The sequence below is a fragment of the Tepidimonas sp. genome (genome assembly GCF_046292505.1).
GTDB lineage: Bacteria > Pseudomonadota > Gammaproteobacteria > Burkholderiales > Burkholderiaceae_C > Tepidimonas.
Map to the genome: position 1 here is coordinate 75,702 of NZ_JBKBQX010000006.1, position 25,239 is coordinate 100,940.

General features: G+C 68.8%; 25 protein-coding genes. 10 read left to right on the forward strand and 15 right to left on the reverse strand.

From position 1 onward, the window contains the following. Positions 1-37: 37 nt before the first annotated feature. Genes ACK4TH_RS04830 through ACK4TH_RS04850 form a run of 5 tightly spaced genes read left to right on the forward strand, consistent with a single transcriptional unit; the run spans position 38 to position 3,484 of the window. Positions 38-922 carry a prepilin peptidase gene (locus tag ACK4TH_RS04830; RefSeq protein ID WP_409623421.1) on the forward strand — a complete coding sequence of 295 codons (885 nt, stop codon included), beginning with the start codon at positions 38-40 and terminating at the stop codon, positions 920-922. Further along, complete coding sequence (coaE, locus tag ACK4TH_RS04835) at positions 922-1,527, forward strand: dephospho-CoA kinase (RefSeq protein WP_409623423.1); 606 nt, start codon at positions 922-924, stop codon at positions 1,525-1,527. Before ACK4TH_RS04830 ends, coaE begins: the two co-directional genes overlap by 1 nt. A gap of 7 nt (positions 1,528-1,534) precedes the next feature. Further along, positions 1,535-2,293 (forward strand): cell division protein ZapD, encoded by a 759-nt coding sequence (zapD, locus tag ACK4TH_RS04840; protein WP_409623425.1) that lies wholly within the window; start codon positions 1,535-1,537, stop codon positions 2,291-2,293. A 17-nt stretch (positions 2,294-2,310) separates the two neighbouring features. After that, the gene (locus ACK4TH_RS04845) at positions 2,311-2,517 is read left to right on the forward strand and encodes a DNA gyrase inhibitor YacG (RefSeq protein WP_409623427.1); all 207 of its coding nucleotides are present in this window, start codon (positions 2,311-2,313) and stop codon (positions 2,515-2,517) included. Between the two features lie 16 nt (positions 2,518-2,533). Then, the gene (locus ACK4TH_RS04850) at positions 2,534-3,484 is read left to right on the forward strand and encodes an arsenic resistance protein (RefSeq protein ID WP_409623429.1); all 951 of its coding nucleotides are present in this window, start codon (positions 2,534-2,536) and stop codon (positions 3,482-3,484) included. A 5-nt stretch (positions 3,485-3,489) separates the two neighbouring features. Here the strand turns inward: ACK4TH_RS04850 and ACK4TH_RS04855 are convergent, their stop codons facing one another. From ACK4TH_RS04855 to ACK4TH_RS04885, 7 genes are all read right to left on the reverse strand, one after another. Next, a complete protein-coding gene (locus tag ACK4TH_RS04855) occupies positions 3,490-3,984 on the reverse strand; it encodes an NUDIX domain-containing protein (protein ID WP_409623431.1) in 495 nt (164 codons plus the stop codon). Next, on the reverse strand, positions 3,981-4,859 hold the full coding sequence (locus ACK4TH_RS04860; protein ID WP_409623433.1) for an ATP-binding protein: 879 nt from the start codon (positions 4,857-4,859) through the stop codon (positions 3,981-3,983). The genes ACK4TH_RS04855 and ACK4TH_RS04860 overlap by 4 nt, the downstream gene beginning before the upstream one ends. Positions 4,860-4,869: 10 nt before the next feature. Continuing rightward, positions 4,870-6,105, reverse strand: a complete 1,236-nt coding sequence (argJ, locus tag ACK4TH_RS04865; RefSeq protein ID WP_409623435.1) for a bifunctional glutamate N-acetyltransferase/amino-acid acetyltransferase ArgJ — start codon at positions 6,103-6,105, stop codon at positions 4,870-4,872. A gap of 22 nt (positions 6,106-6,127) precedes the next feature. Beyond that, the gene (gene secA, locus ACK4TH_RS04870; RefSeq protein ID WP_409623437.1) at positions 6,128-8,884 is read right to left on the reverse strand and encodes a preprotein translocase subunit SecA; all 2,757 of its coding nucleotides are present in this window, start codon (positions 8,882-8,884) and stop codon (positions 6,128-6,130) included. 149 nt (positions 8,885-9,033) lie between these two features. Next, positions 9,034-9,348 carry a hypothetical protein gene (locus ACK4TH_RS04875; RefSeq protein WP_409623439.1) on the reverse strand — a complete coding sequence of 105 codons (315 nt, stop codon included), beginning with the start codon at positions 9,346-9,348 and terminating at the stop codon, positions 9,034-9,036. Positions 9,349-9,382: 34 nt separating this feature from the next. Beyond that, positions 9,383-9,682 carry a hypothetical protein gene (locus ACK4TH_RS04880; protein ID WP_409623441.1) on the reverse strand — a complete coding sequence of 100 codons (300 nt, stop codon included), beginning with the start codon at positions 9,680-9,682 and terminating at the stop codon, positions 9,383-9,385. Positions 9,683-9,793: 111 nt separating this feature from the next. Then, complete coding sequence (locus tag ACK4TH_RS04885; protein WP_409623514.1) at positions 9,794-10,864, reverse strand: PQQ-dependent sugar dehydrogenase; 1,071 nt, start codon at positions 10,862-10,864, stop codon at positions 9,794-9,796. Positions 10,865-11,142: 278 nt separating this feature from the next. On the opposite strand from ACK4TH_RS04885, the gene rpoH reads away from it, so the two are divergent. Further along, positions 11,143-12,096, forward strand: a complete 954-nt coding sequence (gene rpoH, locus ACK4TH_RS04890) for an RNA polymerase sigma factor RpoH (protein WP_409623443.1) — start codon at positions 11,143-11,145, stop codon at positions 12,094-12,096. Positions 12,097-12,109: 13 nt separating this feature from the next. On the opposite strand, the gene lysS is transcribed toward rpoH, so the two are convergent. The 6 genes from lysS to ACK4TH_RS04920 form a co-directional block, all read right to left on the reverse strand. Further along, positions 12,110-13,660: a lysine--tRNA ligase gene (gene lysS / locus ACK4TH_RS04895; protein ID WP_409623445.1), complete on the reverse strand. Its 1,551-nt coding sequence runs from the start codon at positions 13,658-13,660 to the stop codon at positions 12,110-12,112. 105 nt (positions 13,661-13,765) lie between these two features. Then, positions 13,766-14,491, reverse strand: coding sequence for an ABC transporter ATP-binding protein (locus ACK4TH_RS04900; protein WP_409623447.1), 726 nt, complete (start codon positions 14,489-14,491; stop codon positions 13,766-13,768). Between the two features lies 1 nt (position 14,492). Continuing rightward, positions 14,493-15,263: an ABC transporter ATP-binding protein gene (locus ACK4TH_RS04905; protein WP_409623449.1), complete on the reverse strand. Its 771-nt coding sequence runs from the start codon at positions 15,261-15,263 to the stop codon at positions 14,493-14,495. Between the two features lie 10 nt (positions 15,264-15,273). Then, complete coding sequence (locus tag ACK4TH_RS04910; RefSeq protein ID WP_409623451.1) at positions 15,274-16,374, reverse strand: ABC transporter permease subunit; 1,101 nt, start codon at positions 16,372-16,374, stop codon at positions 15,274-15,276. 24 nt (positions 16,375-16,398) lie between these two features. Then, the gene (locus ACK4TH_RS04915) at positions 16,399-17,328 is read right to left on the reverse strand and encodes a branched-chain amino acid ABC transporter permease (RefSeq protein ID WP_409623453.1); all 930 of its coding nucleotides are present in this window, start codon (positions 17,326-17,328) and stop codon (positions 16,399-16,401) included. A gap of 257 nt (positions 17,329-17,585) precedes the next feature. Continuing rightward, positions 17,586-18,917, reverse strand: a complete 1,332-nt coding sequence (locus tag ACK4TH_RS04920) for a replication-associated recombination protein A (protein WP_409623455.1) — start codon at positions 18,915-18,917, stop codon at positions 17,586-17,588. A gap of 79 nt (positions 18,918-18,996) precedes the next feature. Here ACK4TH_RS04920 and ACK4TH_RS04925 point away from each other — a divergent pair, with 79 nt between their 5' ends. Continuing rightward, on the forward strand, positions 18,997-19,608 hold the full coding sequence (locus ACK4TH_RS04925; protein ID WP_409623516.1) for a LysE family translocator: 612 nt from the start codon (positions 18,997-18,999) through the stop codon (positions 19,606-19,608). Between the two features lie 48 nt (positions 19,609-19,656). Here the strand turns inward: ACK4TH_RS04925 and lolA are convergent, their stop codons facing one another. Together lolA and ACK4TH_RS04935 are read right to left on the reverse strand one after the other, a co-directional pair. Then, the gene (gene lolA / locus ACK4TH_RS04930; protein WP_409623457.1) at positions 19,657-20,313 is read right to left on the reverse strand and encodes an outer membrane lipoprotein chaperone LolA; all 657 of its coding nucleotides are present in this window, start codon (positions 20,311-20,313) and stop codon (positions 19,657-19,659) included. A gap of 74 nt (positions 20,314-20,387) precedes the next feature. Further along, positions 20,388-22,832 (reverse strand): DNA translocase FtsK, encoded by a 2,445-nt coding sequence (locus ACK4TH_RS04935; RefSeq protein ID WP_409623459.1) that lies wholly within the window; start codon positions 22,830-22,832, stop codon positions 20,388-20,390. Between the two features lie 78 nt (positions 22,833-22,910). Between ACK4TH_RS04935 and trxB the strand changes: the two genes are divergently transcribed. The 3 genes from trxB (at position 22,911) to ACK4TH_RS04950 (ending at position 25,237) form a co-directional block, all read left to right on the forward strand. Continuing rightward, complete coding sequence (trxB, locus tag ACK4TH_RS04940; RefSeq protein WP_409623461.1) at positions 22,911-23,861, forward strand: thioredoxin-disulfide reductase; 951 nt, start codon at positions 22,911-22,913, stop codon at positions 23,859-23,861. Positions 23,862-23,998: 137 nt separating this feature from the next. Further along, positions 23,999-24,595: a TetR/AcrR family transcriptional regulator gene (locus tag ACK4TH_RS04945; RefSeq protein ID WP_409623463.1), complete on the forward strand. Its 597-nt coding sequence runs from the start codon at positions 23,999-24,001 to the stop codon at positions 24,593-24,595. Between the two features lie 93 nt (positions 24,596-24,688). Then, positions 24,689-25,237 carry a TRAP transporter small permease gene (locus ACK4TH_RS04950; protein WP_409623465.1) on the forward strand — a complete coding sequence of 183 codons (549 nt, stop codon included), beginning with the start codon at positions 24,689-24,691 and terminating at the stop codon, positions 25,235-25,237. Positions 25,238-25,239 lie beyond the last annotated feature (2 nt).

Genomic DNA, 25,239 nt, shown 5'->3' on the forward strand with positions numbered 1-25,239 from the left:
CCGGTATCCGTACCGCTATGCTGCAAGTACCGCGCGCATGTCCTCCACCTACCTTGACACCCTACCCGATCCGTGGGGGTGGGTCATCTCTGCCGTGCTGGGGCTCATCGTTGGGAGCTTCCTCAACGTCGTGATCCACCGCCTGCCGCGGATGCTGGAGCGCCGCTGGGCGGCCGAATGCGCCGCGCTGCAAACGCCCGCCGCAGGCGACAACGGGGATGCGGTCGCCCCGGCCCCGGCCCGCTACGACCTGTTGACGCCGCGCTCCCACTGCCCGGCATGCCACACCCCCATCCGCTGGTTCCACAACGTTCCGGTACTGAGCTGGCTGATGCTGCGCGGCCGTTGTGCGGCGTGCGCAGCGCCCATCCCCTGGCGGTACCCGCTGGTCGAGGGGCTGACCGGCCTGGCCTTCGCCCTGGTGTTTGCCCGCCACGGGGCCAGCGCGGCCACCGTCGCGTGGTGGGGGTTCATGGCCGCCGTGCTGGCTCTGGCCTTCATCGACTGGGACACCACCCTGCTGCCGGACGACATCACGCTGCCGCTGGTCTGGGCCGGTCTGATCGCCGCCGCCACCGGCCTGAGCGGGGTCGCCCTGCCCGATGCGCTGTGGGGCGCGGTGGCTGGCTATCTGTCGCTGTGGAGCATCTACTGGGCGTTCAAGCTGCTCACCGGCAAGGAGGGCATGGGATACGGCGACTTCAAGCTGCTGGCCGCGCTGGGGGCGTGGCTGGGTTGGTCCGCGCTGATCCCGCTGGTGCTGGTCGCCTCGGCCCTGGGCGCCGTCGTCGGGCTGACCATGAAAGCATCCAACACCCTGCGCGAGGGCCGCTACGTGCCCTTCGGGCCCTTTCTGGCCTTTGGCGGCTTGCTGGTGTGGGCGCTTGGACCGCAGCGCCTGCTGGGCGCGTTGGGGTTGTGATGGGCAGACCCCTGCGCATCGGGCTGACCGGCGGCATCGGCAGCGGCAAAAGCACGGTTGCGGCCATGCTCGCTGCGCTGGGCGCGACCGTGGTGGATGCGGACGCCATCTCGCGCGCCAGCACCGCGGCGGGCGGCGCCGCGATCGAGCCGATCCGGCAGGCCTTCGGCGACGCCTTCATCACGCCTGCGGGCGCGCTGGACCGCGACCGCATGCGCGCGCGGGTGTTCAGCGACGGCGACGCCAAGGCGCGGCTCGAGGCCATCGTCCACCCCCTGGTGCGGGCCGAGATCGACCGCCGCATCGCCGCCTGCACGGCCGACGCCATCGTGCTGGACTTGCCGCTGCTGGTGGAGTCGGCGGCGTGGCGGCAGCGCTGCGACCGGGTGTGGGTGGTCGACTGCGCACCAGAGACGCAAATCCGCCGCGTCATGGCCCGCAATGGCTGGCCGCGCGAGCAGGTGCTGGCCGTACTCGCCCAACAGGCCGGCCGGGCCCAACGGCTGGCCGCGGCCGACGTGGTGATCGACAACGACGACGTCGATCTGGACACCTTGCGCGAGCGCGTGCGGCGTGCGTGGGAAGCGCGGGGATTGCCGCTATGATGCCCGCGTGATCCTGTACGAATACCCCTTCAACGAGCGCATCCGCACCTACCTGCGCCTGGAGCACCTGCTGCGGCGGCTGGCCGAACTGGTGTCGCGCACGCACCCGCTGGATCACCACTATGCGATCCAGACGCTGTTCGAGATCGTGGACGTCGGCGCCCGCGCCGACCTCAAAACCGAGATCCTGAAAGACCTGGAGCGCCACAAGCAGATCTTCAACGGCTATCGGGGCAACCCCGCCATCTCGGAGGCGGCGCTGGACCAGTTCATCGCCCGCATCGACACCTGCTACGCGGCCCTGCGCGACGACGAGGGCAAGGCGGGGCATGCCTTGGCCGGCAACGAATGGCTGACGGCCATTCGCAACCGCATCGCCATCCCCGGCGGCACTTGCGAGTTCGACTTGCCCGCCTACCACGACTGGCAACACCGTCCGGTCGAACAGCGGCAGGCCGACCTGGCCCGCTGGGCGGGTGAGATCGCCTGCCTGGCCGAGCCCGTGCATCTGCTGCTGCGGCTGCTGCGCGAATCGGGCCTGGCGCAAAAGGTCTACGCCACGCACGGTCAATACCAACAAAGCCTGCCGCAAAGCCGCACCTTCCAATTGCTGCGCGTGTGGCTGGACCCCGCGCTGCAATTGATCCCCGAGATCAGCGGCAACCGGCTGCTGTTTTCGGTGCGGCTGCTGCGGCGCACCGACGACGGCCGGCTGGAGCACGCCGCCGACGCCGAGGCCGAGTTCGAAGTCCACCTGTGTGCCTGATGCCGGCCAGCGCCCCGATGACGCAGCCCTTCGCCGCCCGCACCGTCACCTGCCCTGCCTGCGGCGGACCGTCGCGCTACGCGCCCGACAACCCCTGGCGCCCCTTTTGCAGCGAGCGCTGCAAGCAACTGGACCTGGGCGCCTGGGCCAGCGAGCGCTTTCGCGTGCCCGACCCGACACCCCCCAATTCGGGCGAGTGGCCCGACGGCCCCGTCCCCTCGTGATTGCGGTGGCCGGGTCATGAACCGCCTGACCCTCGAACGCCGGCAGGTCTGGATCTATGCCGTGGCCATCGCGGCCGGCCTGCTCACCGGCGGCGTCTGGCCCGACACCGCCCCCGTGCTGGAGGCGTGGCTGTGGCCCACCCTGGTGCTGCTGCTGTACGTGACCTTCGTGCAGGTACCCCTGTGGCATGTGCGCGATGCCTTCCGCGACCACCGCTTCATCGCGGCGATGCTGGTGGGCAACTTCGTCGTTTTGCCAGCGGTCGTGGCGGCGCTGCTCGCCGGGTTGCCGCCGGACCCCGCGGTACGCCTGGGAGTCGCCATGGTGTTGCTCGTGCCCTGCACCGACTGGTTCATCACCTTCAGCCAACTGGGCGGGGCCAATGTCGCACGCGCCATCGCAACCACCCCCATCAACCTGTTGCTCCAACTGGCGCTGCTGCCGGTGTACCTGTGGTTGCTGCTGGATGCGCACCCGCTCGCCGGGTGGGGGTTGACGGATATCGCGCCCGCCCTGGGCGTGGTGGCCGTGCCCCTGCTGCTGGCGGCCGCGTCGGAGCGCTGGATCGAAGCCCGACCCACCCGGCACGCCTGGCGGGAACGGCTGGCGTGGTGGCCGGTTCCGCTGCTGGCCGTGGTGGTGTTTTTGATCGCGGGTGCCCAGGCCCATGCGGCCTGGGACGCCTTGGGCTCGCTGGCCGGAGTCATCCCTGTCTTCGTCGTCTTTCTGCTGCTGGGCGGGGCCATCGCCAAGGCGCTGGCCCGCCTGATGCGACTGCCGCGCGATCAGGGCCGCACGCTCGCCTTCAGTCTGGGCACGCGCAACTCCTTCGTCGTGCTGCCGTTCGCCCTTGCCCTGCCCCCGGGGTGGGAAGTGGTCGCCCTGATCATCGTCCTGCAATCGCTGGTGGAACTGGCGGGGATGGTGTTCTACCTGTGGTGGATTCCCCGCCACCTGTTCCGGTGAGCAGATCAGGCCGTTGCCTGGGCGATCTCGGGACCGCCCTCTTGCCCCATCCAGCGCAGCAGCGGCCACGTCCCGGGCAACACCGGCGCCACCGTCACCGGCAGCGTCTGCCAGGCAAACGCCTGCCCCTCGTGCATCTGCAGCTCGCCGCGCCAGTCGTGCACGCGGCAGACGTGCAGCCGCACGCGCGCGTGCGGGTAGTCGGCCTCCAGCACGCGCCAAGGATGCGCGGCACCGATCGTCACGCCGATTTCCTCCTGCAGCTCGCGGCGCAGCGCCTGCTCCACCGTCTCGCCCGGCTCCACCTTGCCGCCGGGGAATTCCCAGTGCCCGGCGTAGGCCTTGCCGGACGGCCGGGTCGTCAGCAAAAACCGCCCGTCGCGGTCGATCAGCACGCCGACCGCGACGTCCACCACCGGGCGCGGCCCGGGCGCGCGCGGCTGATCCGCATCGACCACCAGCACCTCGTGCGGCGCCGGCGCGGCGGCGGGCGCGCTCATGCCGCCTCCGGCGACGTGCGGCCAGCCCAGTCGCGCGCGAACTGATAGGCCACGCGCCCGCTGCGCGCGCCGCGCTCCAGCGCCCACACCAGCGCCGCGCGGCGCGCCTCGTCCCACTGCGCCTCGGGCACGCCGTAGGCCGCCAGCCATTGCCGCACCACGGCCAGGTATTCGTCCTGGCTGAACGGGTAGAAGCTCACCCACAGGCCGAAGCGCTCCGACAGCGAGACCTTCTCCTCCACCGCCTCGCCCGGATGCAGCTCGCCGTCGTCGTCGTAGGTGGCGGCGAGGTTGTCGCGCATCTTCTCCGGCAGCAGATGGCGGCGGTTGCTGGTGGCGCAGATCAGCACGTTGGGGGTGGCCGCGGCCACCGAGCCGTCCAGGATCGACTTCAGCGCCTTGTAACCCGGCTCGCCCTCCTCGAAGCTCAGGTCGTCGCAGAAGATGAGGAAGCGCTCCGGCCGCGGCGCCACCACCTCGACGAGGTCGGGCAGGTCGGTGAGGTCGGCCTTGTCCACTTCGATCAGGCGCAGGCCCTGCGCGGCGTATTCGTTCAGGCACGCCTTGATCAGCGAGCTCTTGCCGGTGCCGCGCGCACCGGTCAGCAGCACGTTGTTGGCCGGCAGCCCGCGCACGAAGCGCTCCAGGTTGCGCTGCACCTTGGCCTTCTGCTCATCGATGGCCTGCAGGTCGTCGAGCCGGATCGAGGCCACATGCCGCACCGGTTCCAGCACGCCGTGCGCGCCGCGCTTGCGGTAGCGGAACGCCACCGAGGCCGCCCAGTCCGGCGCCGATAGCGGCTGCGGCAGGATGGACTCGATGCGCTCGATCAGCGCCTCGGCGCGCGCCAGCAACCGTTCGAATCGTTCGTTCATCGGCTTGAGCTCAGCTGCGGTAGTCGGCGTTGATGCGGACGTAGTCGTGACTGAGGTCGCACGTCCACACCGTCTCGGCGGCCGCACCTCGCCCCAGGTCCACGCGCACGGTGATCTCGCTTTGCTTCATCACGCGCTGGCCGTCCTCCTCGCGGTAGGCCGGGTGGCGCCCGCCGCGCGTGACGACGTGCACGTCGTCCAGGAACAGCTCGATGCGGCCCTGGTCGAGGTCGTCGATACCCGCGTAGCCCACCGCCGCCAGGATGCGGCCGAGGTTGGGGTCGCTGGCGTAGAAGGCGGTCTTGACCAGCGGCGAGTGCGCGATCGCGTAGGCGACCTTCAGGCACTCGTCGGTGGTGCGCCCGCCCTCCACGCGCACGGTGATGAACTTGGTCGCGCCCTCGCCGTCGCGCACGATGGCGTGCGCCAGCGTGCGCGCCACCTCCGTCACCGCCGCCAGCAAGGCCTGCCCGGCGGGGCTGTCGAGCGTCTCGAGGCGCGCCAGCGGCGCACGCCCGGTGGCCATCACGACGAAGGAGTCGTTGGTGGACGTGTCGCCATCGACCGTGATGCGGTTGAACGAGCCGTCGGCAGCGCGGCGGGCCAGCTCCCCGATCAGCGCCGGCGCCACCGGCGCGTCGGTGGCGACGAAGCCCAGCATCGTGGCCATGTTGGGCCGGATCATGCCGGCGCCCTTGGCGATGCCGGTCACCGTCACCGGCACGCCCTCGATCGCCACGCGGCGGCTGGCGGCTTTCGGCACGGTGTCGGTGGTCATGATGCCCTCGGACGCGCGCAGCCAGTGGGCGCCGTCCCCGGCCGCGTCGGCCAGCGCCGCCGGCAGCCCGGCGACGATGCGATCCACCGGCAGCGGCTCCATGATGACGCCGGTAGAAAACGGCAGCACCTGCTGCGGCGCCACGCCGAGCCGCTGCGCCAGCGCGATGCACACGGTGCGCGCATCCACCAACCCCTGCTCGCCGGTGCCGGCGTTGGCGCAGCCGGTGTTGACCACCAGCGCGCGGATGCCCTGCCCCGCGGCCAGGTGCTCGCGGCAGACCTGCACCGGCGCGGCGCAGTAGCGGTTGCGCGTGAAGACGCCACCCACCGCGCTGCCTTCGTCCAGCAGCATGACGGTGAGATCCTTGCGGTTGGGCTTGCGCACGTGCGCCTCGGCCACGCCCAGGCGCAGGCCGGGCACGGGCAGCAGGTCGGCGGTGTCAGGAACGCTCCAGTTGACGGCCATCGCGGACTCCTGGGTCGGCAGCTCAGGTCAGCTTGCCGTGACAGTGCTTGTACTTCTTGCCGCTGCCGCACGGGCAGGGGTCGTTGCGGCCGACGCGCGGCAATGCGGCGGCCCCCGCCTTGTTGAGCAGCCCCTGATCGGCGGTGGTCTCGGCCTCGCCGGTCTCGGTCGGTGCGGTATAGGTGACGTTGGTCAGGCGCTCGGCGTCCTGCTCCAGGCGCTCGGCAGCGTCGCTCACCTGCTCGGGCGACTGCACCTTCACATTCATCAGCACGCGCGTGACTTCGTTGCGCACGCCGTCGAGCATCTGGGCAAAGAGCTGGAACGCCTCGCGCTTGTACTCCTGCTTGGGCTGCTTCTGCGCATAGCCGCGCAGGTGGATGCCCTGGCGCAGGTAGTCCAGCGCGCTCAAGTGGTCGCGCCAGTGGCTGTCCAGGGTTTGCAGCAGCACCACCCGCTCGAAGGGGGTGAACGCCGCTCGGCCCGCCAGCGCCACCTTGGCCTCGTAGGCGGCGTGACCCGCCTCGACGACCCGGCGCACGATGTCCTCGTCGTCCATGGCCTCGGCGCGCTCCAGTTCGCCGACCAGATCGACGCTCAGCCCGTACTCCTCGGCCAGGGCCTGCTGCAGGCCGGGCACGTCCCACTGCTCCTCCACGCTGCCGGCCGGCACATACTGGCGGACCAGGTCGGTCAAACAGCCCTCGCGCAGCGCCGCGACCTGCGCCGACAGGTCCTCGGCATCGATGATGTCGTTGCGCTGCTGGTAGATGACCTTGCGCTGGTCGTTGGCGACGTCGTCGTATTCCAGCAGCTGCTTGCGGATGTCGAAGTTGCGCGCCTCGACCTTGCGCTGCGCGCTCTCGATGGAGCGGGTGACGATGCCGGCCTCGATGGCTTCGCCCTCCGGCATCTTGAGGCGGTCCATGATGGCGCGCACCCGGTCGCCGGCGAAGATGCGCATCAGCGGATCGTCCAGGCTCAGGTAGAAGCGGCTGGAACCCGGGTCCCCCTGGCGGCCGGCACGGCCACGCAACTGGTTGTCGATGCGGCGGCTTTCGTGCCGCTCGGTGCCGATGATGCGCAACCCGCCGAGCTGCTTGACCTTCTCGTGGTCGGCCTGCCACTGCTGGCGCAGCTGCTCGATGCGCTGCGCCTTGGCGGCCTCGTCCAGCGCCGGGTCGGCCTCCACCGCGGCGATCATCTTCTCCAGGTTGCCGCCCAGCACGATGTCGGTGCCACGGCCGGCCATGTTGGTGGCGATGGTGATCGCGCCCGGGCGGCCGGCCTGGGCGATGATCTCGGCCTCGCGCGCGTGCTGCTTGGCGTTGAGCACCTCGTGCGGCAGCCCCTCGCGCTGCAGCAGTTGGGCGATGATCTCGGAGTTCTCGATCGACGAGGTCCCCACCAGCACGGGCTGGCCACGCTCGTGGCAGTCGCGAATGTCGGCGATGACGGCCCGGTACTTCTCGCCGGTGGTCTTGTAGACACGGTCTTGTTCGTCGCGGCGCTGGCTGGGCCGGTTGGGCGGGATGACCACCGTCTCCAGGCCGTAGATTTCCTGGAACTCGTACGCCTCGGTGTCGGCGGTGCCGGTCATGCCCGCCAGCTTGCCGTACAGGCGGAAATAGTTCTGGAACGTGATCGAGGCCAGCGTCTGGTTCTCGGGCTGGATGGCCACGCCCTCCTTGGCCTCCACCGCCTGGTGCAGGCCGTCGCTCCAGCGCCGCCCGACCATCAGGCGGCCGGTGAACTCGTCGACGATGACGATCTCGCCGTTTTGCACCACGTAATGCTGGTCCCGGTGGTACAGGTGCTGGGCCTTGAGCGCCGTCACCAGGTGATGCAGCAGGGTGATGTTGGCCGGGTCGTACAGCGACGCGCCCTCGGGCAGCAGCCCCGCGCGCGCCAGCAGTTGTTCGGCGTGCTCGTGCCCCTGCTCGGTCAGGTGAATCTGGTGCGACTTTTCGTCGAGCGTGAAGTCACCGGGCTTGATGACCCCCTCGCCCGTTCGGGGGTCGGCCTCCCCTTCCTGCCGGGTCAGGGCCGGCACCAGCGTCTTGATGCGTTGGTACAGCTCGGTGTGGTCCTCGGCCTGGCCGCTGATGATGAGTGGCGTACGTGCCTCGTCGATCAGGATGGAGTCCACCTCGTCGACGATGGCGTAGTTCAGGCCGCGTTGCACGCGGTCGCGGGCCTCGTACACCATGTTGTCGCGCAGGTAATCGAAGCCGTATTCGTTGTTGGTGCCGTAGGTGATGTCGGCGGCGTAGGCGGCCTGCTTCTGCTCGCGCGGCATCTGGGGCAGATTGACCCCCACGCTCAGGCCCAGCCAGTGGTAGAGCTTGCCCATCCACTGGGCATCGCGGCTGGCCAGATAATCGTTGACGGTGACGACGTGCACGCCCTTGCCCGTCAGGGCGTTCAGATACACCGGCAGCGTGGCCGTCAGCGTCTTGCCCTCGCCGGTGCGCATTTCGGCGATCTTGCCCTGGTGCAGCGCGATGCCGCCCATCAGCTGCACGTCGAAGTGACGCATCATCATGACGCGCTTGCTGGCCTCGCGCACCGTGGCAAATGCCTCGGGCAGCAGGGCATCGAGCGACTCGCCGTTGGCCAGCCGCTGGCGGAACTCGGCCGTCTTGGCCTGCAACTGCTCGTCGCTCAGCGCGGCAAACGTCGGCTCCAGCGCATTGATGCGCGCCACCGTTTTGCGATAACCCTTGAGCAGCCGATCGTTGCGGCTGCCGAAAATCTTGGTCAGGAACGGGATGGCCATACAAACCCCGCCGCGCGACCGCCCGGGGGCAGGCGCGGCTCAAGCAATTCTCGGACCGCTCCGCCAGCGGCGGAACGCCATGACACGCCGCCCGGGGGCCTGCGCACCCGGAACCGACAGTGCGGGCATTGTAGCCCCGCGTGCACGGGCTACCGGACGGGCACCTGGGACGCGTCGCGCCCCTGCACCCGCACCTGCAGGGTCTGCACTTCGCCACCCGCGGAACGGGCCGCCGCCAGCAACACTGGCGCGAGCTGCCGCACCTTGGCCGCCACCGAGGGGTTGGCCGCGAGCAGGCACCACACCCCGTCCTCCAGCGGCCCGGCGGTCACCCGCTCGCGCAGCAGGGGGGGCAAATGCACGGCCACCCGCTGGAGCAGCCGCCGCGACACCCAGGCGCGCTCGGCCACATCGGCCAGCACGGGGTTGGCGCGCACGGCCTGCTGCAGGGTCAACACGGACATGGATGCTCCCTCTCGCCGCGACCGCTCAACCGCTTCAATGCGGCGCCTGGCCCACGGCGTCGCGCAGGCATTTCTGTGTGAAGCTGGTCTTGGCCGCGCCAGCCAGCTTTTTCTCGGCCGCTCGGGCATCGCAGGCGGTCTGGGCGTCTTGTTCGCACTTCTTCAGGAACGACGTCTTGGCGGCACCCGCCAGCTTTTTTTGGGCCGCGGCCGCATGGCAAGTGGGACCCGCGCCGTCGGTCGGGGCGGTGGCCCAGGCCGGGCCGGCCACCAAGGCCAGCGCCGTGGCGCCGGCGATCAAACCCGTGGTGAAGCGAAGGGACAGGGTGCGCATGGGTCGACTCCAGACGGTTGGGGCCGACCCCCTGCCGGCCCCAGGCGGACAGTCTACGCCAGGAGGCGCCGTTTGCCCCCGTTTGCCCCCGTTTGCCCCCCAGAGCGGGCCTCAGGGCGCGGGGCGCAGGCGCAGCAGACGCCCATCCGGGGCGTCGGTCAGCACATACAGCCAGCCGTCCGGTCCCTGGCGCACATCGCGGATGCGCTCACCCAGCTCGGTCAACAGGCGGTGCTCACGCACCACGCGCGTGCCGTCCAGCTCCAGCCGCACCAGGTGCTGGCCGCGCAGCGCGCCGATGAACAGGTTGCCGCGCCACGCCGCTCCGTAGCGGTCGCTGGTCAGCCACGCCATGCCGGAGGGCGCGATCGACGGCGTCCAGTGGTGCAGCGGCGGCACCATGCCGGGCTTGTGCGAGCCTTCGCCGATGCGCCCGCCGCCATACTGCTCGCCAAAGGTCACCACCGGCCAGCCGTGGTTGCCGCCGCGCTCGGGGCGGTTCAGCTCGTCCCCACCCTGCGGGCCGTGCTCGTGCATCCACAGCCGGCCGTCTAGGCCCCAGGCGGCCCCTTGCGGGTTGCGGTGGCCCCAGCTCCAGATCTCGGGCAAGGCGCCCTCGCGGCCCACCAGTGGGTTGTCGGGCGGGACGGCACCGTTTTTGGTCACGCGCACGACCTTGCCATGGTGGTTGTCCAGCGTCTGCGCATCGGCCATGCGTTGATAGCGCTCGCCCAGCGTCAGAAACAGGGTGCCGTCGGGCGCCTCGACGATGCGGCAGCCAAAGTGCAATCGGCTGGCGACACGCGGCTGCTGGCGAAAGATCACCCGCAGATCCTGCAACCGGGTCGCGTCCGCGGACAGGACCGCGCGCGCCAGGGCGGTGGAATTGCCGCGGCCCTGGGGTTGCGGCTCCGCGTAGCAGAAATACAGGGTGCGGTGGCGGGGAAAGTCACTGTCCAGCGCCAGATCGAGCAAGCCGCCCTGTCCCGCCGCATCCACCCGGGGCAGGCCGGCGATCGGCGCGCCCAGACGGCCGTCGGCCTCGACCACACGCAAGCGCCCGGGACGCTCGGTGACCAGAAAGCGCCCATCCGGCAAAAACGCCAGCGCCCAGGGGTGCTCCAGTCCGGCGGCCACCACCTCGGCACGCAAGCGGGCGGGCTCCGCAACGGCCATGCGCATCGGCGGGGCCACCGACGCCAGTGCCAGGGCCAGCCCCGCGCCCAGCACCGCCCGGGGCAGTCCCCGTCGCCCCACACGCCAAGCGCACCAACGACCGAGCCCATGCATTGTCATGATGACGGGATGGTTTCCGATCGGACGCCGGCCGTCAAGCGGCCCTCGGGCGCCCGAGGGCAACCACGCCCCCCGACCGAGCACCGGGGAGGGAACTCCGCATTTAGCACTCGATCCAAGAGAGTGCTAACATGATGAGCGATCAGTCCAGGAGAGGAGAGCCCATGACCGCGATGTCCCTTGCCCTCACGCCTGCGTCCCCCGCCGCGCCGGCGGCGTCGTGGTCCAGCACGTCGCTGACACTGCCGCCGCTGGGCAATCTGGATGCCTACATCAGCGCCGTCAACCGCATTCCGCTGCTCAGCGCGGACGAAGAGCGCGACTGCGCCCAGCGCTGGCGTCAGCATCAGGACCTGGAGGCGGCCGGCAAGCTGGTGATGTCCCACCTGCGGCTGGTGGTGGCCATCTCGCGCCAGTATCTGGGCTACGGCCTGCCCCAGGCAGACCTGATCCAGGAGGGCAACATCGGCCTGATGAAGGCCGTCAAGCGCTTCGACCCCGCCCAGGGCGTGCGGCTGGTCAGCTACGCGGTGCACTGGATCAAGGCGGAAATCCACGAATTCATTCTGCGCAACTGGCGCATGGTCAAGGTCGCCACCACCAAGGCCCAGCGCAAGCTGTTTTTCAATTTGCGCTCGCTCAAGCGGGGCTTCAAGGCCGATGCGCTGGACGAGGATGTGGCACGCGAGCGCCTGTCCGAGGCCGAAATCGACGTCGTGGCTCGCGAACTCAACGTGCGCCGCGAGGATGTGATCGAGATGGAAACCCGCCTGGGTGGCGCAGACGTGGTGCTCGACCCCCTGCCCAACGAGGATGGGGAAGAGGCCTACGGCCCGATCGCCTACCTGGCCGACCACCGCCACGAGCCCACCGCCGTGCTGGAGGCGCGCGAACGCGAGCGCCTGGGCTCGGAGGGCATCGAACACGCGCTGGCGCAACTCGACGAGCGCTCGCGCCGCATCGTGACGGCGCGCTGGCTACAGGTCAACGACGACGGCACCGGCGGCGCCACGCTGCAGGAGCTGGCCGATGAATACGGCGTGAGCGCCGAGCGCATCCGCCAGATCGAGGCAGCGGCGATGAAGAAGATGCGCCAGGCGCTGCGCGCGTACGCCTGATCCGCGGCCCGGATCAGGCCTCGCGCCGCAAAGCCGGGAACAGGATCACGTCGCGAATACTCGGGCTGTCGGTCAGCAGCATGATCAGCCGGTCGATGCCCACCCCGCAGCCGCCGGCGGGCGGCATGCCGTACTCCAGCGCCCGGATGTAGTCGGCGTCGAAGTACATGGCCTCGTCGTCGCCGGCGTCTTTGTTGGCCACCTGGGCATGGAAGCGCGCGGCCTGGTCCTCGGGGTCGTTCAGCTCGGAAAAGCCGTTGCCCACTTCCCGCCCGGTGATGTAGAGCTCGAAGCGCTCGGTGATCGTCGGATCGGTGTCGCTGGCGCGCGCCAGCGGCGAGATTTCGGTGGGGTGGTTGCAGATGAAGGTCGGCTGCCAGAGCTTGTCCTCCACCGTCTCTTCGAAGTACAGGACCTGCAGACCGGCCAGGCTGCGGCTGTCCAGCCGGTCCTTGACGGGATCCAGCCCCAGGCGCCGCAACTGCTCGCGCAGCCACGCCGGATCGTCCACACGCTCGCCCGCGTCGGTGTGCTTGAGGATGGCCTCGCGGATGGTCAGTCGCTCGAACGGCGCATCCAGGTCCACGTCCCGCCCCTGGTAGACGAGCCGGCCGCCACCGCACACGGTGTGGGCCACGTGGCGGATGAGCTGCTCGGTAAACGCCATCAAATCCACGTGGTTCCAGTACGCCGCGTAAAACTCCATCATGGTGAACTCGGGGTTGTGGCGAACGCTGATCCCCTCGTTGCGGAAGTTGCGGTTGATCTCGAACACGCGATCGAAGCCCCCCACCAGCAGGCGCTTGAGGTAGAGCTCCGGGGCGATACGCAGGAACATCTCCTGATCCAGCGCATTGTGGTGGGTCACGAAGGGTTTGGCGTTCGCCCCCCCGGGGATGGGGTGCAGCATGGGTGTTTCCACCTCCAGAAAACCGTGCTGCACCATGAACTCACGCAGGGCCGTGACAGCCAGGCTGCGCACGACGAAGCGCTCGCGCGCCGCGACATCGGTCATGAGATCGACATAGCGCTGGCGGTACTTCAGCTCCTGGTCGTGGATGCCGTGGAACTTGTCCGGCAGCGGGCGCAGGCTCTTGACCACCAGACGCAGCCGATCGGCCTTGACGGACAGCTCGCCCGTGCGGGTCTTGAACACCGTGCCTTCGGCATAGACGATGTCACCCAAATCCCAGTGCTTGAAGGCGTCGTAGGCGGCCTCGCCCAACGCGTCCTTGGTGAGGTAGAGCTGGATGCGCCCGCCGGTGGGGCCGAAGGAGGCATCCTGCACGGTGGCAAAGCTGGCCTTGCCCATGACGCGCTTGAGCATCATGCGCCCGGCGACGCTGACGCGGGCCTGCAGCGGCTCGAGCATCTCGTTGCTCATGTGGCCGTACTCAGCCTGCAGAGCCTCGGCCGTGTGCTGCGGCCGCACGTCGTTGGGGAAGGCCGGCCCGGCACCCTGACCGGCAGCGGCACGCAGCGCCTGGAGTTTTTCGCGGCGCTCAGCGATGAGCTGGTTTTCGCTCGGGGCCTCGACGGGCGCGGGATGGACGGAATCGGTCATGGCACCACCGGGATGCAAAAAACAAAGGGTTTTGCGGCCCACACCGCAAAACCCTCGATTGTAGGCGGCCCACGCCGGTGCCGCCCCGTTCGCATCGGCAGGCCGTCAGACGGCCGCTTCGCCCAGGTAGGCCGCGCGGACCTTCGGATCGTCCAGCATGGCCTTGGCCTCGCCGTGCATGATGATCTCGCCCGAGTCCATCACATAGCCTCGGTCGGCCACCTGCAGCGCGCGGCGGGCGTTCTGCTCCACCAGCAGCACCGTCATCCCCTGCGCGTGCACATCGCGCACCACCTCGAAGATCTTGTCCACCATGATCGGCGACAGGCCCATCGACGGCTCGTCCAGCAGCAGCAGCTTGGGACGGCTCATCAGCGCGCGCGCCATCGCCAGCATCTGCTGCTCGCCGCCGGACATCGTGCCGGCGAGCTGGTCGCGTCGTTCTTTCAGGCGCGGAAACAGCTCGAACATGCGATCGATGTCGCGCTGGATCTCGGCCTTGTCGGTGCGCACGTAGGCGCCCATCAGCAGGTTTTCGGTGATGGTCATGCGCGTGAAGACGCCGCGGCCCTCCGGCACCATGGCCAGCCCGCGCTTGACCAGATCCCACGACCCCGCCCCGCGGATGGACTGGCCCTGGTAGACGATGTCGCCGCCCTCGGACACCAACATGCCGGTGATGGCCTTCATGGTCGTGGTCTTGCCCGCGCCGTTGGAGCCGATCAGGGTGACCAGCTCGCCCTCGCGCACCTCCAGGTCGATGCCCTTGACCGCCTTGATGCCGCCGTACGAGACCTTCAAGCCCGTGACTTTCAACAGGGTATTCGCCATTTCAGTGTCCTCCGGTACCAAGGTAGGCCTCGATCACCTTGGGATTCTTTTGCACCTCGGCGGGCGTGCCCTCGGCGAGCTGCTTGCCGTAGTCCAGCACGGTGACGCGGTCGCACAGGCCCATGACCAGCTTGACGTCGTGCTCGATCAGCAAAATGGTGCGGTTGTCGCGGCGGATGCGGTCGATCAGCTCGCGCAGCTGCACCTTCTCGGTCGCGTTCATGCCGGCGGCCGGCTCATCCAGCGCGATCAGCTTGGGGTCGGTGGCCAGGGCGCGCGCGATCTCCAGCCGGCGCTGGTCGCCATAGGACAGGGTGCGCGCCTTGTAGTCGGCGTATTTGGCGATGCCGACGTATTCGAGCAGTTCCATCGAGCGCTCGGCGATGGCTTTTTCCTCGGCCTTGAAGCTGCTCGTGCGCAGGATGGAGCCGAAGATGCCCGAGCGCGTGCGCACATGGCGGCCGACCATGACGTTTTCCAGCACCGTCATCTCGGCGAACAGCCGAATGTTCTGGAAAGTGCGCGCGATACCGGCCTTGGCCACCTCGTGCACCGCGGTGGGCGTGTAGGGCTGGCCCGCCAGCTCGAACGAGCCGCTGTCGGGGGTGTACAGGCCCGTCAGCACGTTGAAGAAGGTCGTCTTGCCGGCGCCGTTGGGGCCGATCAGGCCATAGACCTGGCCGCGCTTGATCTCGATGCCGACGTCCGAGAGCGCCTGCAGGCCGCCGAAGCGCTTGGAGACGCCGCTGACTTTCAGGATGGTGTCTGTCATGGAGAGCTCCTCACTTGCTCAGCGACTTGCCGTGCTCGGGCGCGGGCCACAGACCGCGCGGGCGCAGCAGCATGACGATGATCATGGCCAGCGCGATCAGCAACTGGCGCAAGATCTCGGGCGCCAGACGCCCGTCGGTGAGGTAGTGCAGCGGACCGGCCAGGTGGCGCAGCAGCTCCGGCAGGCCGCCCAGCAGCAGCGCCCCCAGGATCACGCCCGGGATGTGGCCGAGACCACCCAGCACCACCATCGCCACGATCATCACCGACTCCATCAGGATGAACGATTCCGGATAGACGCCGCGCATCAGCGAGGCGAACAGCACGCCCGCGACGCCGCCGAAGGTGGCGCTGGAGCCGAAGGCCGCAAGCTTGAGGTTGCGGGTGTTGATGCCCATGGCCTTGGCGGCGATCTCGTCCTCGCGGATGGCCATCCACGCGCGCCCGATGCGGGAGTTGCCCATGCGGTGCGCAATGATCACCGTCATCACGACGAAGAACAGGATCAGGTAGTAGTACAGCGTCACCGACTCGAAGGTGTAGGTCCAGTCCCCGAGCGATATGGTCAGCCGTTGCCCCATGTTGTGGCCGAAGACCGTCACCGCATCGACACCGGCAATCCCCTTGGGCCCGTTGGTCAGGTTGATCGGGCGGTCCAGGTTGAGCATGAAGATGCGCACGATCTCGCCAAACCCCAGCGTCACAATGGCCAGGTAGTCGCCGCGCAGCTTGAGCACGGGGTAGCCCAGCATCAGCCCGGTCATGCCGGCCAGGATGGCGGCCAGGAAGATGACGATCCAGAAGCTGAGGTGAATGCCGTTGGGGAACATCGCCGCGATCGCGGGGAAGTTGTCCGCCAGATGGCTGGAGGCCAGCAAGCTGTAGAGGTAGGCACCGACCGCGAAGAAAGCGATGAAGCCCAGGTCGAGCAGGCCCGCGTAGCCCACCACGATGTTCAGGCCCAGCGCCAGCATCACGTACAGCAGCGCCACATCGACGATGCGCACCCACGAGTTGCTGCCCGTGGCCTGCAGCAGCAGCGGCAGAACCAGCAGGCCGATGGCCGCCAGAGCAAAGACGACCAGCTTGGAAGATTGTTTGGATTGACTCATGTCAGCATCTCCTGTCCGGGCGCATCAGGCGCGGTCGGCCACCCGCTCGCCAAGCAGGCCCGACGGACGCAGCGTCAGGACGATGGCCAGGACGATGAAGGCGAAGATGTCGGAATACTGGCTGCCCAGGAAGCCGCCCGTCAGCGGCCCCAGATAGCCTGCCCCCAGCGATTCGATCAGGCCGAGCGAGATGCCGCCGACCACGGCACCGGCCAGGTTGCCGATGCCGCCAAAGACCGCGGCGACGAAGGCCTTGAGCCCCGGCATGAAGCCCATCGAGTGCTGCACCGTGCCGTAGTTGGATGCCCACATGATGCCGGCGATGGCCGCCAGCATCGCCCCGATGATGAAGGTGGCCGAAATCACCACGTCCGGCCGGATCCCCATCAGGCCGGCGACGCGCGGGTTTTCGGCGGTGGCGCGCATGGCCCGGCCCAGGCTGGTCTTGTTGACCATGAACATCAACAGCGACAGCACGATGGCGGTGGTGGCCAGGATCGTCACCTGCGTGGGCGAGATGACCGCACCACCCAGGTTGAACGGCTCGCTCGACAACAGCGTCGGATACGACTTGGGATTGGGCTTCCACACGATCATCGCCAGCGTCTGCAGCAAGATGCTCATGCCGATCGCGGTGATCAGCGGCGCCAGCCGCGGGGAGTTGCGCAGCGGCTTGTAGGCCAGCTTCTCGATCGAGAAGTTGATCGCGGCGCAGACGACCATCGAGATCAGCGCGGCCAGGACCAACAACGCCCAGCCGGGCATACCGGGCGCGGCCTCGCGGGCCTGGACGATGATCGTCCAGCTGGTCAGCGCGCCGATCATGAGCACGTCACCATGGGCAAAGTTGATCAGCCCGATGATGCCGTACACCATGGTGTAGCCAAGCGCCACCAACGCGTACATGCTGCCCAGCACCAGACCGTTGATGATCTGCTGTAGCAAAACATCCATGAGAGCTCTCCGTTGTGAGGAACCACCATCCCGGTGGCTGCTGGCCGGCCGGGTTAGCAAAAAACCCGCCAGTTCCGGCCTGGGTGCGGCCTTGGGGCGGGTTCAGAGTGGGCGGATTGTAGCGAAGCGTTTTTCGCCAACCGGTGCGTGTTTGCCCTAGCTGACCCGCCAAACCCTAGGGTTTACCCGGCAATTTCCGCGCCCACCCGGGGAAAACCAGAATTCCTATCAATGCAACTCCAAACGCATTAGGCGAACTAATGTGAGCTGCCGGCCGGCGGCACGCCGGTCGCCGCCGCAGCACGCGCCTCGGCGTTGCGCCGGCGCAGCTCGGTCAGCTTTTCGCCGATGCGCAGCTCCAGCCCGCGCGGCACCGGCTCGTAGAAGCGCGGTTCCTGCACGCCTTCGGGGAAGTAGCGCTCGCCCGCGGCAAACGCATCGGGCTCGTCGTGCGCATAGCGGTAGCCGCGACCATGGTCGAGCTGGCGCATCAGCGCCGTGGGCGCATTGCGCAGGTGCAGCGGCACCGCGCGTGTGCCGTCGCGCGCCACGAAGGTGCGCGCGGCCTTGTAGGCGGTATAGACGGCGTTGCTCTTGGGCGCCACGGCCAGGTACACCACCGCCTGCGCCAGCGCCAGCTCGCCTTCCGGGCTGCCGAGCCGCTCGTAGGTCTCGGCCGCGTCCAGCGCCAGCCGCAGCGCGCGCGGATCGGCCAGCCCGACATCCTCGGTGGCCATGCGCACCAGTCGGCGCGCAACGTAGCGCGGATCCACACCGCCATCGAGCATGCGCACGAACCAGTACAGCGCCGCGTCCGGGTCGCTGCCGCGCACGCTCTTGTGCAGCGCACTGATGGTGTCGTAGAACTGGTCGCCACCCTTGTCGTAGCGACGCAACCGCTCGCCCAGCGTCGCCAGCAGCCAGGCGTCATCCACCTCGGCGCGGCCCTGCGCGCGCGCGGTGACGGCCAGCGTCTCCAGCGTGTTGAGCAGCCGGCGCGCGTCGCCATCGGCGTAGGCCACCAGACGCTGCCGCGCTGCGGCGCTGAGCGCCGGCACCTCGCCGGTGCTCGAGGCCCGCTCGATCAGCGCCTGCAGGTCAGCCTCCGCCAGCGGCTGCAACACGTAGACGGTGGCGCGCGACAGCAGCGCGGCGTTGACCTCGAAACTCGGGTTTTCGGTGGTGGCGCCGACGAAGGTGAACAGGCCGCTTTCCACATGCGGCAAAAAGGCGTCCTGCTGCACCTTGTTGAAGCGGTGCACCTCATCGACGAACACCAGCGTCGATTGCGGGTGCAGCCCACTGCGCGCGGCCTCGGCGCGCTCGACCGCGTCGCGAATGTCCTTGACGCCGCCCAGCACCGCGCTCAGGGCGATGAACTGGGCGTCGAACGCCTGCGCCATCAGGCGCGCGATCGTGGTCTTGCCCACGCCCGGCGGCCCCCACAGGATGCAGCTGTGCGGCCGGCCGCTCTCGAATGCCAGCCGCAGTGGCATACCGGGGCCAAGCAGATGCGCTTGGCCGACGACCTCGGACAGCGTGCGCGGGCGCAGCCGTTCGGCCAGGGGGACGGAGGGGGTCTGGGCCATGCGGCGATTGTCGCCCAGGTGCACCCCGCGCCGCGCGCACGGCTTGACCGCCCCTGCCGCGCAGTGGCACGATGGCCGCATGGCTTTCGACACCTGGCTTCTGTACGCCTTGGCGGCTTTGGGGCTGTCGCTGTCGCCCGGGCCCAATGGCCTGCTGGCCCTCACCCACGGCGCGCTGTACGGGCGGCAGCGCACGCTCTACACCATCGGCGGCGGGGCGCTGGGCTTCGTCGTGGTGATTGCGCTGTCGATGTTTGGCATCGGGGCGCTGCTGCAGACTTCGCTGGTCTGGCTCACCGTCATGAAGTGGGTGGGCGGTCTGTATCTGGTGTACCTGGGCATCCAGGTCTGGCGGGCGCCGCCGATCGGCATGGACATACGCCCCAGCCCGCAGCGGCGCTCGGGGCTGTCGTTGTTCCGCCAGGGGCTGCTGTCGGCCGTCACCAACCCCAAAGGGCTGCTGTTTTTTGCCGCGTTCCTGCCCCAGTTCATCGACCCGCATCGCAGCCTGTGGGGGCAGTTCGCGGTCATGGCCGGCACCTTCGCCGTCATCGAGGTGATCACCGAGACCCTGATTGCAAGCACGGCCTCGCGCCTGACGCCGTGGCTGCGCCGCGCGGGCCGGCGCTTCAATCAGGCCTGCGGCGGCGTCTTCATGGCCATCGGCGCGGCACTGCCGCTGCGGGGCTGAGGCGGCATGGGCCCAGGCAGTGCCCCGGCGTGCATGCGGGCCGGGACATCACTGGCGCAGCACCTCGGCGCCGACGGGTGGCTGGAAGCGAAAGTGCGCCGCCGTGAATTGGGTCGAACGATCCAGGGGGCCGAACCGCATCACAGAGCGCTGGCCGAAGCTGTCCAGGATCTCCAGCACCTCGAGCTGGCCTTGGCGAAATCCAATGCGAATGCGCTGCACCTGACCGTCGCGCGCCTTGGGCGCAGCCTCTACCCAGTGCAGCCCGTCGCGCGATTCGCCCGCTGACAGGGTGAACGCCTGACGCACGGCGCGCAGATCGGGGGCGGCGGCCAGCAGCGCCGCCGGGGTGTTGGCCAACACGTCGGCCTGCCGGCGCGCGGTGACTTGGTTGAGATCCGGGTCGAACAGCCACAGCGTCTGTCCGTCCGCCACGATGACTTGCTCGAACGGCTGGGTGTAGCGGAAGCGAAAGCGATCCGGCCGCAAAAACTCGAATTCGCCGCGGCTGGTGCGGGTGCGCGCCATGGCCTCGCCGTCGCGCGGGGGGGCCGTCACGGTCTGCGTGAAGGCGCAGCGGCCCTGCTGCACGCTGGACAGAAAGGTTTCCAGTTCGCGCAGGCCCTCGGTTTGGGCCCAGGTGGAGAGGGGCAACCAGCCCAGGGCGGACCCCGTCAAGGCGAGCAATGCGAAGCGTCGTTGCATGGTGCTTGGAAAGGGATGGGGGTGGCGGGGTTCCGCGCCTGCGCGGGGGGTCAGGGTGCCGCTGCGCGCCGGCCTCATTCGGTGCGGCCGCCCACCAGGATGTCGCGCTGGCCGCTGGCGGTCAGCGCGCTGACCAGGCCGGCTTTCTCCATGTCCTCCAGCAGCCGCGCGGCGCGGTTGTAGCCGATCTTGAGCTTACGCTGCACGTAGCTGATGCTAGCCTTGCGGTCCTGCAGCACGATGGCCACGGCCTGGTCGTACAGCGGGTCCTTTTCGCCGCCGCCCTGTGCGTCGCCACCGCCTTCGGGGCCGCCGAAGCCGTCGCCGCCGGCGCTCTCCAGCACGTCCTCGACGTAGTCCGGCTCGCCATAGCGCTCCTTCAGGAACGCCACCACGCGGTGCACCTCGTCGTCGCTGACGAAGGCGCCGTGCACCCGGGTCGGGAAACCTGTGCCGGCCGGCATGTAGAGCATGTCGCCCATGCCGAGCAGCGCCTCGGCGCCCATCTGGTCGAGGATGGTGCGGCTGTCGATCTTGCTGCTGACCTGAAAGCTGATGCGCGTCGGGATGTTGGCCTTGATCAGGCCGGTGATGACGTCGACGCTGGGCCGCTGCGTGGCCAGGATCAGGTGGATGCCGGCGGCGCGCGCCTTCTGCGCCAGGCGCGCGATCAGCTCCTCGATCTTCTTGCCGACCACCATCATCAGGTCGGCCAGCTCGTCGATCACCACCACGATGTAGGGCAGACGCGCCAGCGGCTCGGGCGCCTCCGGCGTCAGGCTGAACGGATTGGGGATCGACTCGCCGCGCTGCGCGGCCTCGTCGATCTTGGCGTTGTAGCCCGCGAGGTTGCGCACGCCCAGCTTGCTCATCAGGCGGTAGCGCTTCTCCATCTCGGCCACGCACCAGTTCAGGCCGTTGGCGGCCTGCTTCATGTCCGTGACGACCGGCGCGATCAGGTGCGGGATGCCCTCGTAGACGCTGAGTTCCAGCATCTTCGGGTCGATCAGCAGCAGCCGCACGTCCTTCGGCTCAGCCTTGTAGAGCAGGCTCAGGATCATGGCGTTGATGCCGACCGACTTGCCCGAGCCGGTGGTGCCCGCCACCAGACAGTGCGGCATGCGGGCCAAGTCCACCACCACCGGATGGCCGGCGATGTCCTTGCCCAGCCCCATCGTCAGCAGGCTGCGCGCCTCGTGGTAGACCTGCGAGCCGAGGATTTCGCTCAGGTGGATGGTCTGGCGCCGCGCGTTGGGCAGCTCCAGCGCCATCAGGCTCTTGCCGGGGATGGTCTCGATGACGCGGATCGACACCAGCGACAGCGAGCGCGCCAGGTCCTTGGCCAGGTTGACGATCTGCGAGCCCTTGACACCGGTGGCGGGCTCGATCTCGTAGCGGGTGATGACCGGGCCAGGCTGCGCCGCCACCACCTGCACCTCGACGCCGAAATCGGCGAGTTTTTTCTCGATCAGCCGGCTGGTCATCTCCAGCGTCTCGGGCGCCACGGTGGTCGGCTGGCGCGCCGGCGGGTCGAGCAGGTCCAGCCGCGGCAGCGGCGACTCGCCGTCGGCAAACAGCGCTTGCTGGCGCTCCTTGACGGCGCGGGCGCTGGGTTCCACCTCGGCCACGGTGGGCTCGATCTGCAGCCGGGCGGTCGACTTGGGCGCCGCACGGACACCCTCCTGATCGGACGGTGCCGCCGTGGGCGCCTCGGCCCGCGGGCCCGCGTCGGCTTCGGGCGCCGGCGGCGGCACATCGAAATGCGGCTCGTGCGGGGGATGCGAGGCGCGCACCTCGGCCTCCTGGCGGCTGCGTTCGCGCGCAGCCCGCTGGCCGATGCGCACATCTTCGTCCACCTCGCGTCGCTCCCGCCGGGCTTCGATCCACTGGTCCACCGCCGCGCCGATGCGCTCGGCCACCTGCGCCCACGAAAACCCAAACACCACCGCCACCGACACCGTCCACACGGCCAGCGCCACCAAGGCCGATCCGGTATCCCCCAGCCAGCGCAGCGCGACCGGTCCGGCCAGTTCGCCCAGGACGCCGCCGGCAATATGCCCAGGCACCCAGGCGTCCCAGCGGGTCAGCCGGCTCCATTCGAGCACGCAACTGGCCCACATCAGCCCCACCACGGCGACGCCGAACGCGGCCGTGCGCCACGCGGGCGTCTGCCACCAGGCGGACCCGGGCGGCGGTGCGGGCGTGGCGCGCAACCAGCGCGCCAGCGACGCCAGCCAGGCGCGCGCGCCCGCGGCCAGCAACCACCAGACCGAGGCGCCGAACACGTAGTAGCCGATGTCCGACACCCACGCCCCCAGCCGACCGCCCCAGTTGCGGTAGCCCACCCCCGTGCCCGAAGTGGACCAGGCCGGGTCGGCCGCATCGTGGCTGAGCATGGCCAGAAAGGCAAAGGCCAGCACCACCGCGCCCAGGAGCAAACCGATCTCCTGCGCGAATCGCTTCCAGCCCCTCCCCGGGGTGGCCAGGTCGGCGTTGAGGGCATTGACGGATCGGCTCATGGGCAAACGGGCAAGCTGGGTGGGCAACCCCAAGCTTAACCCGAGCGCGGTGCCCGACACCTCCGTACAATCGTTGGCATGTCCACGCACGCCCACGTTCTCATCCTCGGCTCCGGTCCGGCCGGCTACACCGCGGCGATCTACGCCGCGCGCGCCAACCTGAAGCCGCTGCTGATCACCGGCCTGGCCCAGGGCGGCCAGCTGATGACGACCACCGAGGTCGACAACTGGCCGGCCGACGTGCACGGCGTGCAGGGCCCGGAGCTGATGCAGCGCTTCCAGCAGCACGCCGAGCGCTTCGCCACGCAGATCGTGTTCGACCACATCCACACGGCCGACCTGTCGAAACGACCCTTCACGCTGACTGGCGACGCCGGCACCTACACCTGCGACGCCCTGATCATCGCCACCGGCGCCTCGGCCAAGTACCTCGGCCTGCCGTCGGAGCAGGCCTTCATGGGCAAGGGCGTGAGCGCCTGCGCCACCTGCGACGGCTTCTTCTACCGCGGGCAGGACGTCTGCGTCGTCGGCGGCGGCAACACCGCCGTGGAGGAAGCGCTGTACCTGGCCAATATCGCGCGCAAGGTCACGCTGATCCACCGCCGCGACACCTTCCGCGCCGAGGCCATCATGGTCGACAAGCTGATGGAGAAGGTGCGCGAAGGCAAGATCGAGCTCAAGCTCTGGCACGTGCTCGACGAGGTGCTGGGCGACGACAAGGGCGTCACCGGCGTGCGCATCCGCCACGTGCAGACCGGCGCCACCGAGGAGCTGGCGCTGCAGGGCGTCTTCATCGCCATCGGCCACAGCCCCAACACGCAGATCTTCGCCGGCCAGCTCGACATGAAAGACGGCTACATCGTCACGCGCGGCGGCCACGACGGCATGGCGACGATGACCAGCGTGCCGGGGGTGTTCGCCGCCGGCGACGTGCAGGACCACGTCTACCGCCAGGCCATCACCAGCGCCGGCACTGGCTGCATGGCGGCGCTGGATGCGCAGCGCTTCCTGGAACAACAGCCGAGCTGAGGCGCCGGACCGAGCAGGCGGCATATACTGCCGCCATGAACCAGATGGTACATCCCGCTACGCGGTCTCCATCTGCCCGCGCTTCCCGCACTGGTCGCGAGTGGGTGGCAACCCGTACCAACGACCCTGGGCGGACCATGGCCAACATCCTGGAAGTGGCCACCCAGGTGTTTGCTGAAAAGGGGCTGGCGGGCGCACGCATCGACGAAATCGCCGATGCCACCCGGACCAGCAAGCGGATGATTTACTACTACTTCGGTAGCAAGGAGGGGCTGTACCTGGCGGTGCTGGAGGAGTCCTACCGCCGGATGCGACAAAACGAGGCAGCCTTGCACCTGGAAGACCTCCCCCCCGAGGAAGCCCTGCGTCGCCTGGTAGCCTACACCTTCGACCACCACTACAGCAACGAGCCGTACATCCGGCTGGTGATGTCGGAAAACATCCACCGTGGCCAGTACCTGGCCCAAAGCCGCTTCATTCAGGAGCTCAACACCCCGGCCATCACTGCCATCCGCCAGCTGTATGACCGTGGCGTGGCCGAAGGCGTGTTTCGGCCTGGCTTGGACCCGCTAGACATTCACTGGGCCATTTCTTCGCTGGCGTTTTTCAACGTCTCCAACCGCCACACCTTCGACCTGATCTTCAAGCGCGACCGCCCAGATACCGACGCGGTGGCGCATCGCCGCGCCTTGGCGGTGGAGATGGTGGTCCGCTACCTGCGCGCCGACCGCTGACCCCTTTTGCACCAGCCGTTTGCACGGGGTCATGGTTTACCCCTATAAAAAAACTAACCAGTTCGTACAAAATAACTATCCAAGGAGACACCCATGCTCGATCGTTTGCTGGACCACTATTGCCGCGCGCTCAGCGCCATCATGGCCTTCTGCCTGGCGGCAATGGTCCTCATGGTGTTCGGCAATGTCGTGTTGCGCTATGGCTTCAATTCCGGCATTGCCGTGTCCGAGGAACTGTCGCGCTGGCTGTTTCTGTGGCTGGTGTTCCTAGGGGCGGTGGTGGCCATCCGGGAACGCGCCCACATGGGGGTGGACATGCTGATCGCACGGCTGCCGCCGCTGGGCCAGCGCATGGGCCTGCTGATCGGTCACGGCTTGATGCTGTTCGCCACCTGGCTGATGTTCCAGGGCAGCCTGGCGCAAACCCGCATCAACTGGGATGTCCAGGCCCCAGTGACGGGCTGGTCGATGGGATGGGCGTATGGCAGCGGCGTGGTGTTTGCCGCTTCAGCCGGCTGCCTGCTGCTCATCGACCTCTGGCGCATAGTCACCGGACGCCTGACCCTGGCGCACATGCACAGCCCGCGCGGGCTGGAACCCTCCGAAGCCTCTGCATCCGCCTCACCCGACCCCAAACATTGACC

Bases quoted from the DNA above. Each gene is read 5' to 3' on its own strand.
- ACK4TH_RS04860 (WP_409623433.1), bottom strand. From the start codon at position 4,859: ATGAACGAACGATTCGAACGGTTGCTGGCGCGCGCCGAGGCGCTGATC.
- ACK4TH_RS04925 (WP_409623516.1), top strand. From the start codon at position 18,997: ATGGCTTTCGACACCTGGCTTCTGTACGCCTTGGCGGCTTTGGGGCTG.
- rpoH (WP_409623443.1), top strand. From the start codon at position 11,143: ATGACCGCGATGTCCCTTGCCCTCACGCCTGCGTCCCCCGCCGCGCCG.
- ACK4TH_RS04830 (WP_409623421.1), top strand. From the start codon at position 38: ATGTCCTCCACCTACCTTGACACCCTACCCGATCCGTGGGGGTGGGTC.
- ACK4TH_RS04850 (WP_409623429.1), top strand. From the start codon at position 2,534: ATGAACCGCCTGACCCTCGAACGCCGGCAGGTCTGGATCTATGCCGTG.
- secA (WP_409623437.1), bottom strand. From the start codon at position 8,884: ATGGCCATCCCGTTCCTGACCAAGATTTTCGGCAGCCGCAACGATCGG.
- ACK4TH_RS04875 (WP_409623439.1), bottom strand. From the start codon at position 9,348: ATGTCCGTGTTGACCCTGCAGCAGGCCGTGCGCGCCAACCCCGTGCTG.
- ACK4TH_RS04945 (WP_409623463.1), top strand. From the start codon at position 23,999: ATGGCCAACATCCTGGAAGTGGCCACCCAGGTGTTTGCTGAAAAGGGG.
- ACK4TH_RS04950 (WP_409623465.1), top strand. From the start codon at position 24,689: ATGCTCGATCGTTTGCTGGACCACTATTGCCGCGCGCTCAGCGCCATC.
- argJ (WP_409623435.1), bottom strand. From the start codon at position 6,105: ATGGCCGTCAACTGGAGCGTTCCTGACACCGCCGACCTGCTGCCCGTG.
- lysS (WP_409623445.1), bottom strand. From the start codon at position 13,660: ATGACCGATTCCGTCCATCCCGCGCCCGTCGAGGCCCCGAGCGAAAAC.
- ACK4TH_RS04880 (WP_409623441.1), bottom strand. From the start codon at position 9,682: ATGCGCACCCTGTCCCTTCGCTTCACCACGGGTTTGATCGCCGGCGCC.
- ACK4TH_RS04885 (WP_409623514.1), bottom strand. From the start codon at position 10,864: ATGCGCATGGCCGTTGCGGAGCCCGCCCGCTTGCGTGCCGAGGTGGTG.
- trxB (WP_409623461.1), top strand. From the start codon at position 22,911: ATGTCCACGCACGCCCACGTTCTCATCCTCGGCTCCGGTCCGGCCGGC.
- ACK4TH_RS04920 (WP_409623455.1), bottom strand. From the start codon at position 18,917: ATGGCCCAGACCCCCTCCGTCCCCCTGGCCGAACGGCTGCGCCCGCGC.
- coaE (WP_409623423.1), top strand. From the start codon at position 922: ATGGGCAGACCCCTGCGCATCGGGCTGACCGGCGGCATCGGCAGCGGC.
- ACK4TH_RS04855 (WP_409623431.1), bottom strand. From the start codon at position 3,984: ATGAGCGCGCCCGCCGCCGCGCCGGCGCCGCACGAGGTGCTGGTGGTC.
- ACK4TH_RS04935 (WP_409623459.1), bottom strand. From the start codon at position 22,832: ATGAGCCGATCCGTCAATGCCCTCAACGCCGACCTGGCCACCCCGGGG.
- lolA (WP_409623457.1), bottom strand. From the start codon at position 20,313: ATGCAACGACGCTTCGCATTGCTCGCCTTGACGGGGTCCGCCCTGGGC.
- ACK4TH_RS04910 (WP_409623451.1), bottom strand. From the start codon at position 16,374: ATGAGTCAATCCAAACAATCTTCCAAGCTGGTCGTCTTTGCTCTGGCG.
- ACK4TH_RS04915 (WP_409623453.1), bottom strand. From the start codon at position 17,328: ATGGATGTTTTGCTACAGCAGATCATCAACGGTCTGGTGCTGGGCAGC.
- ACK4TH_RS04905 (WP_409623449.1), bottom strand. From the start codon at position 15,263: ATGACAGACACCATCCTGAAAGTCAGCGGCGTCTCCAAGCGCTTCGGC.
- ACK4TH_RS04845 (WP_409623427.1), top strand. From the start codon at position 2,311: ATGACGCAGCCCTTCGCCGCCCGCACCGTCACCTGCCCTGCCTGCGGC.
- ACK4TH_RS04900 (WP_409623447.1), bottom strand. From the start codon at position 14,491: ATGGCGAATACCCTGTTGAAAGTCACGGGCTTGAAGGTCTCGTACGGC.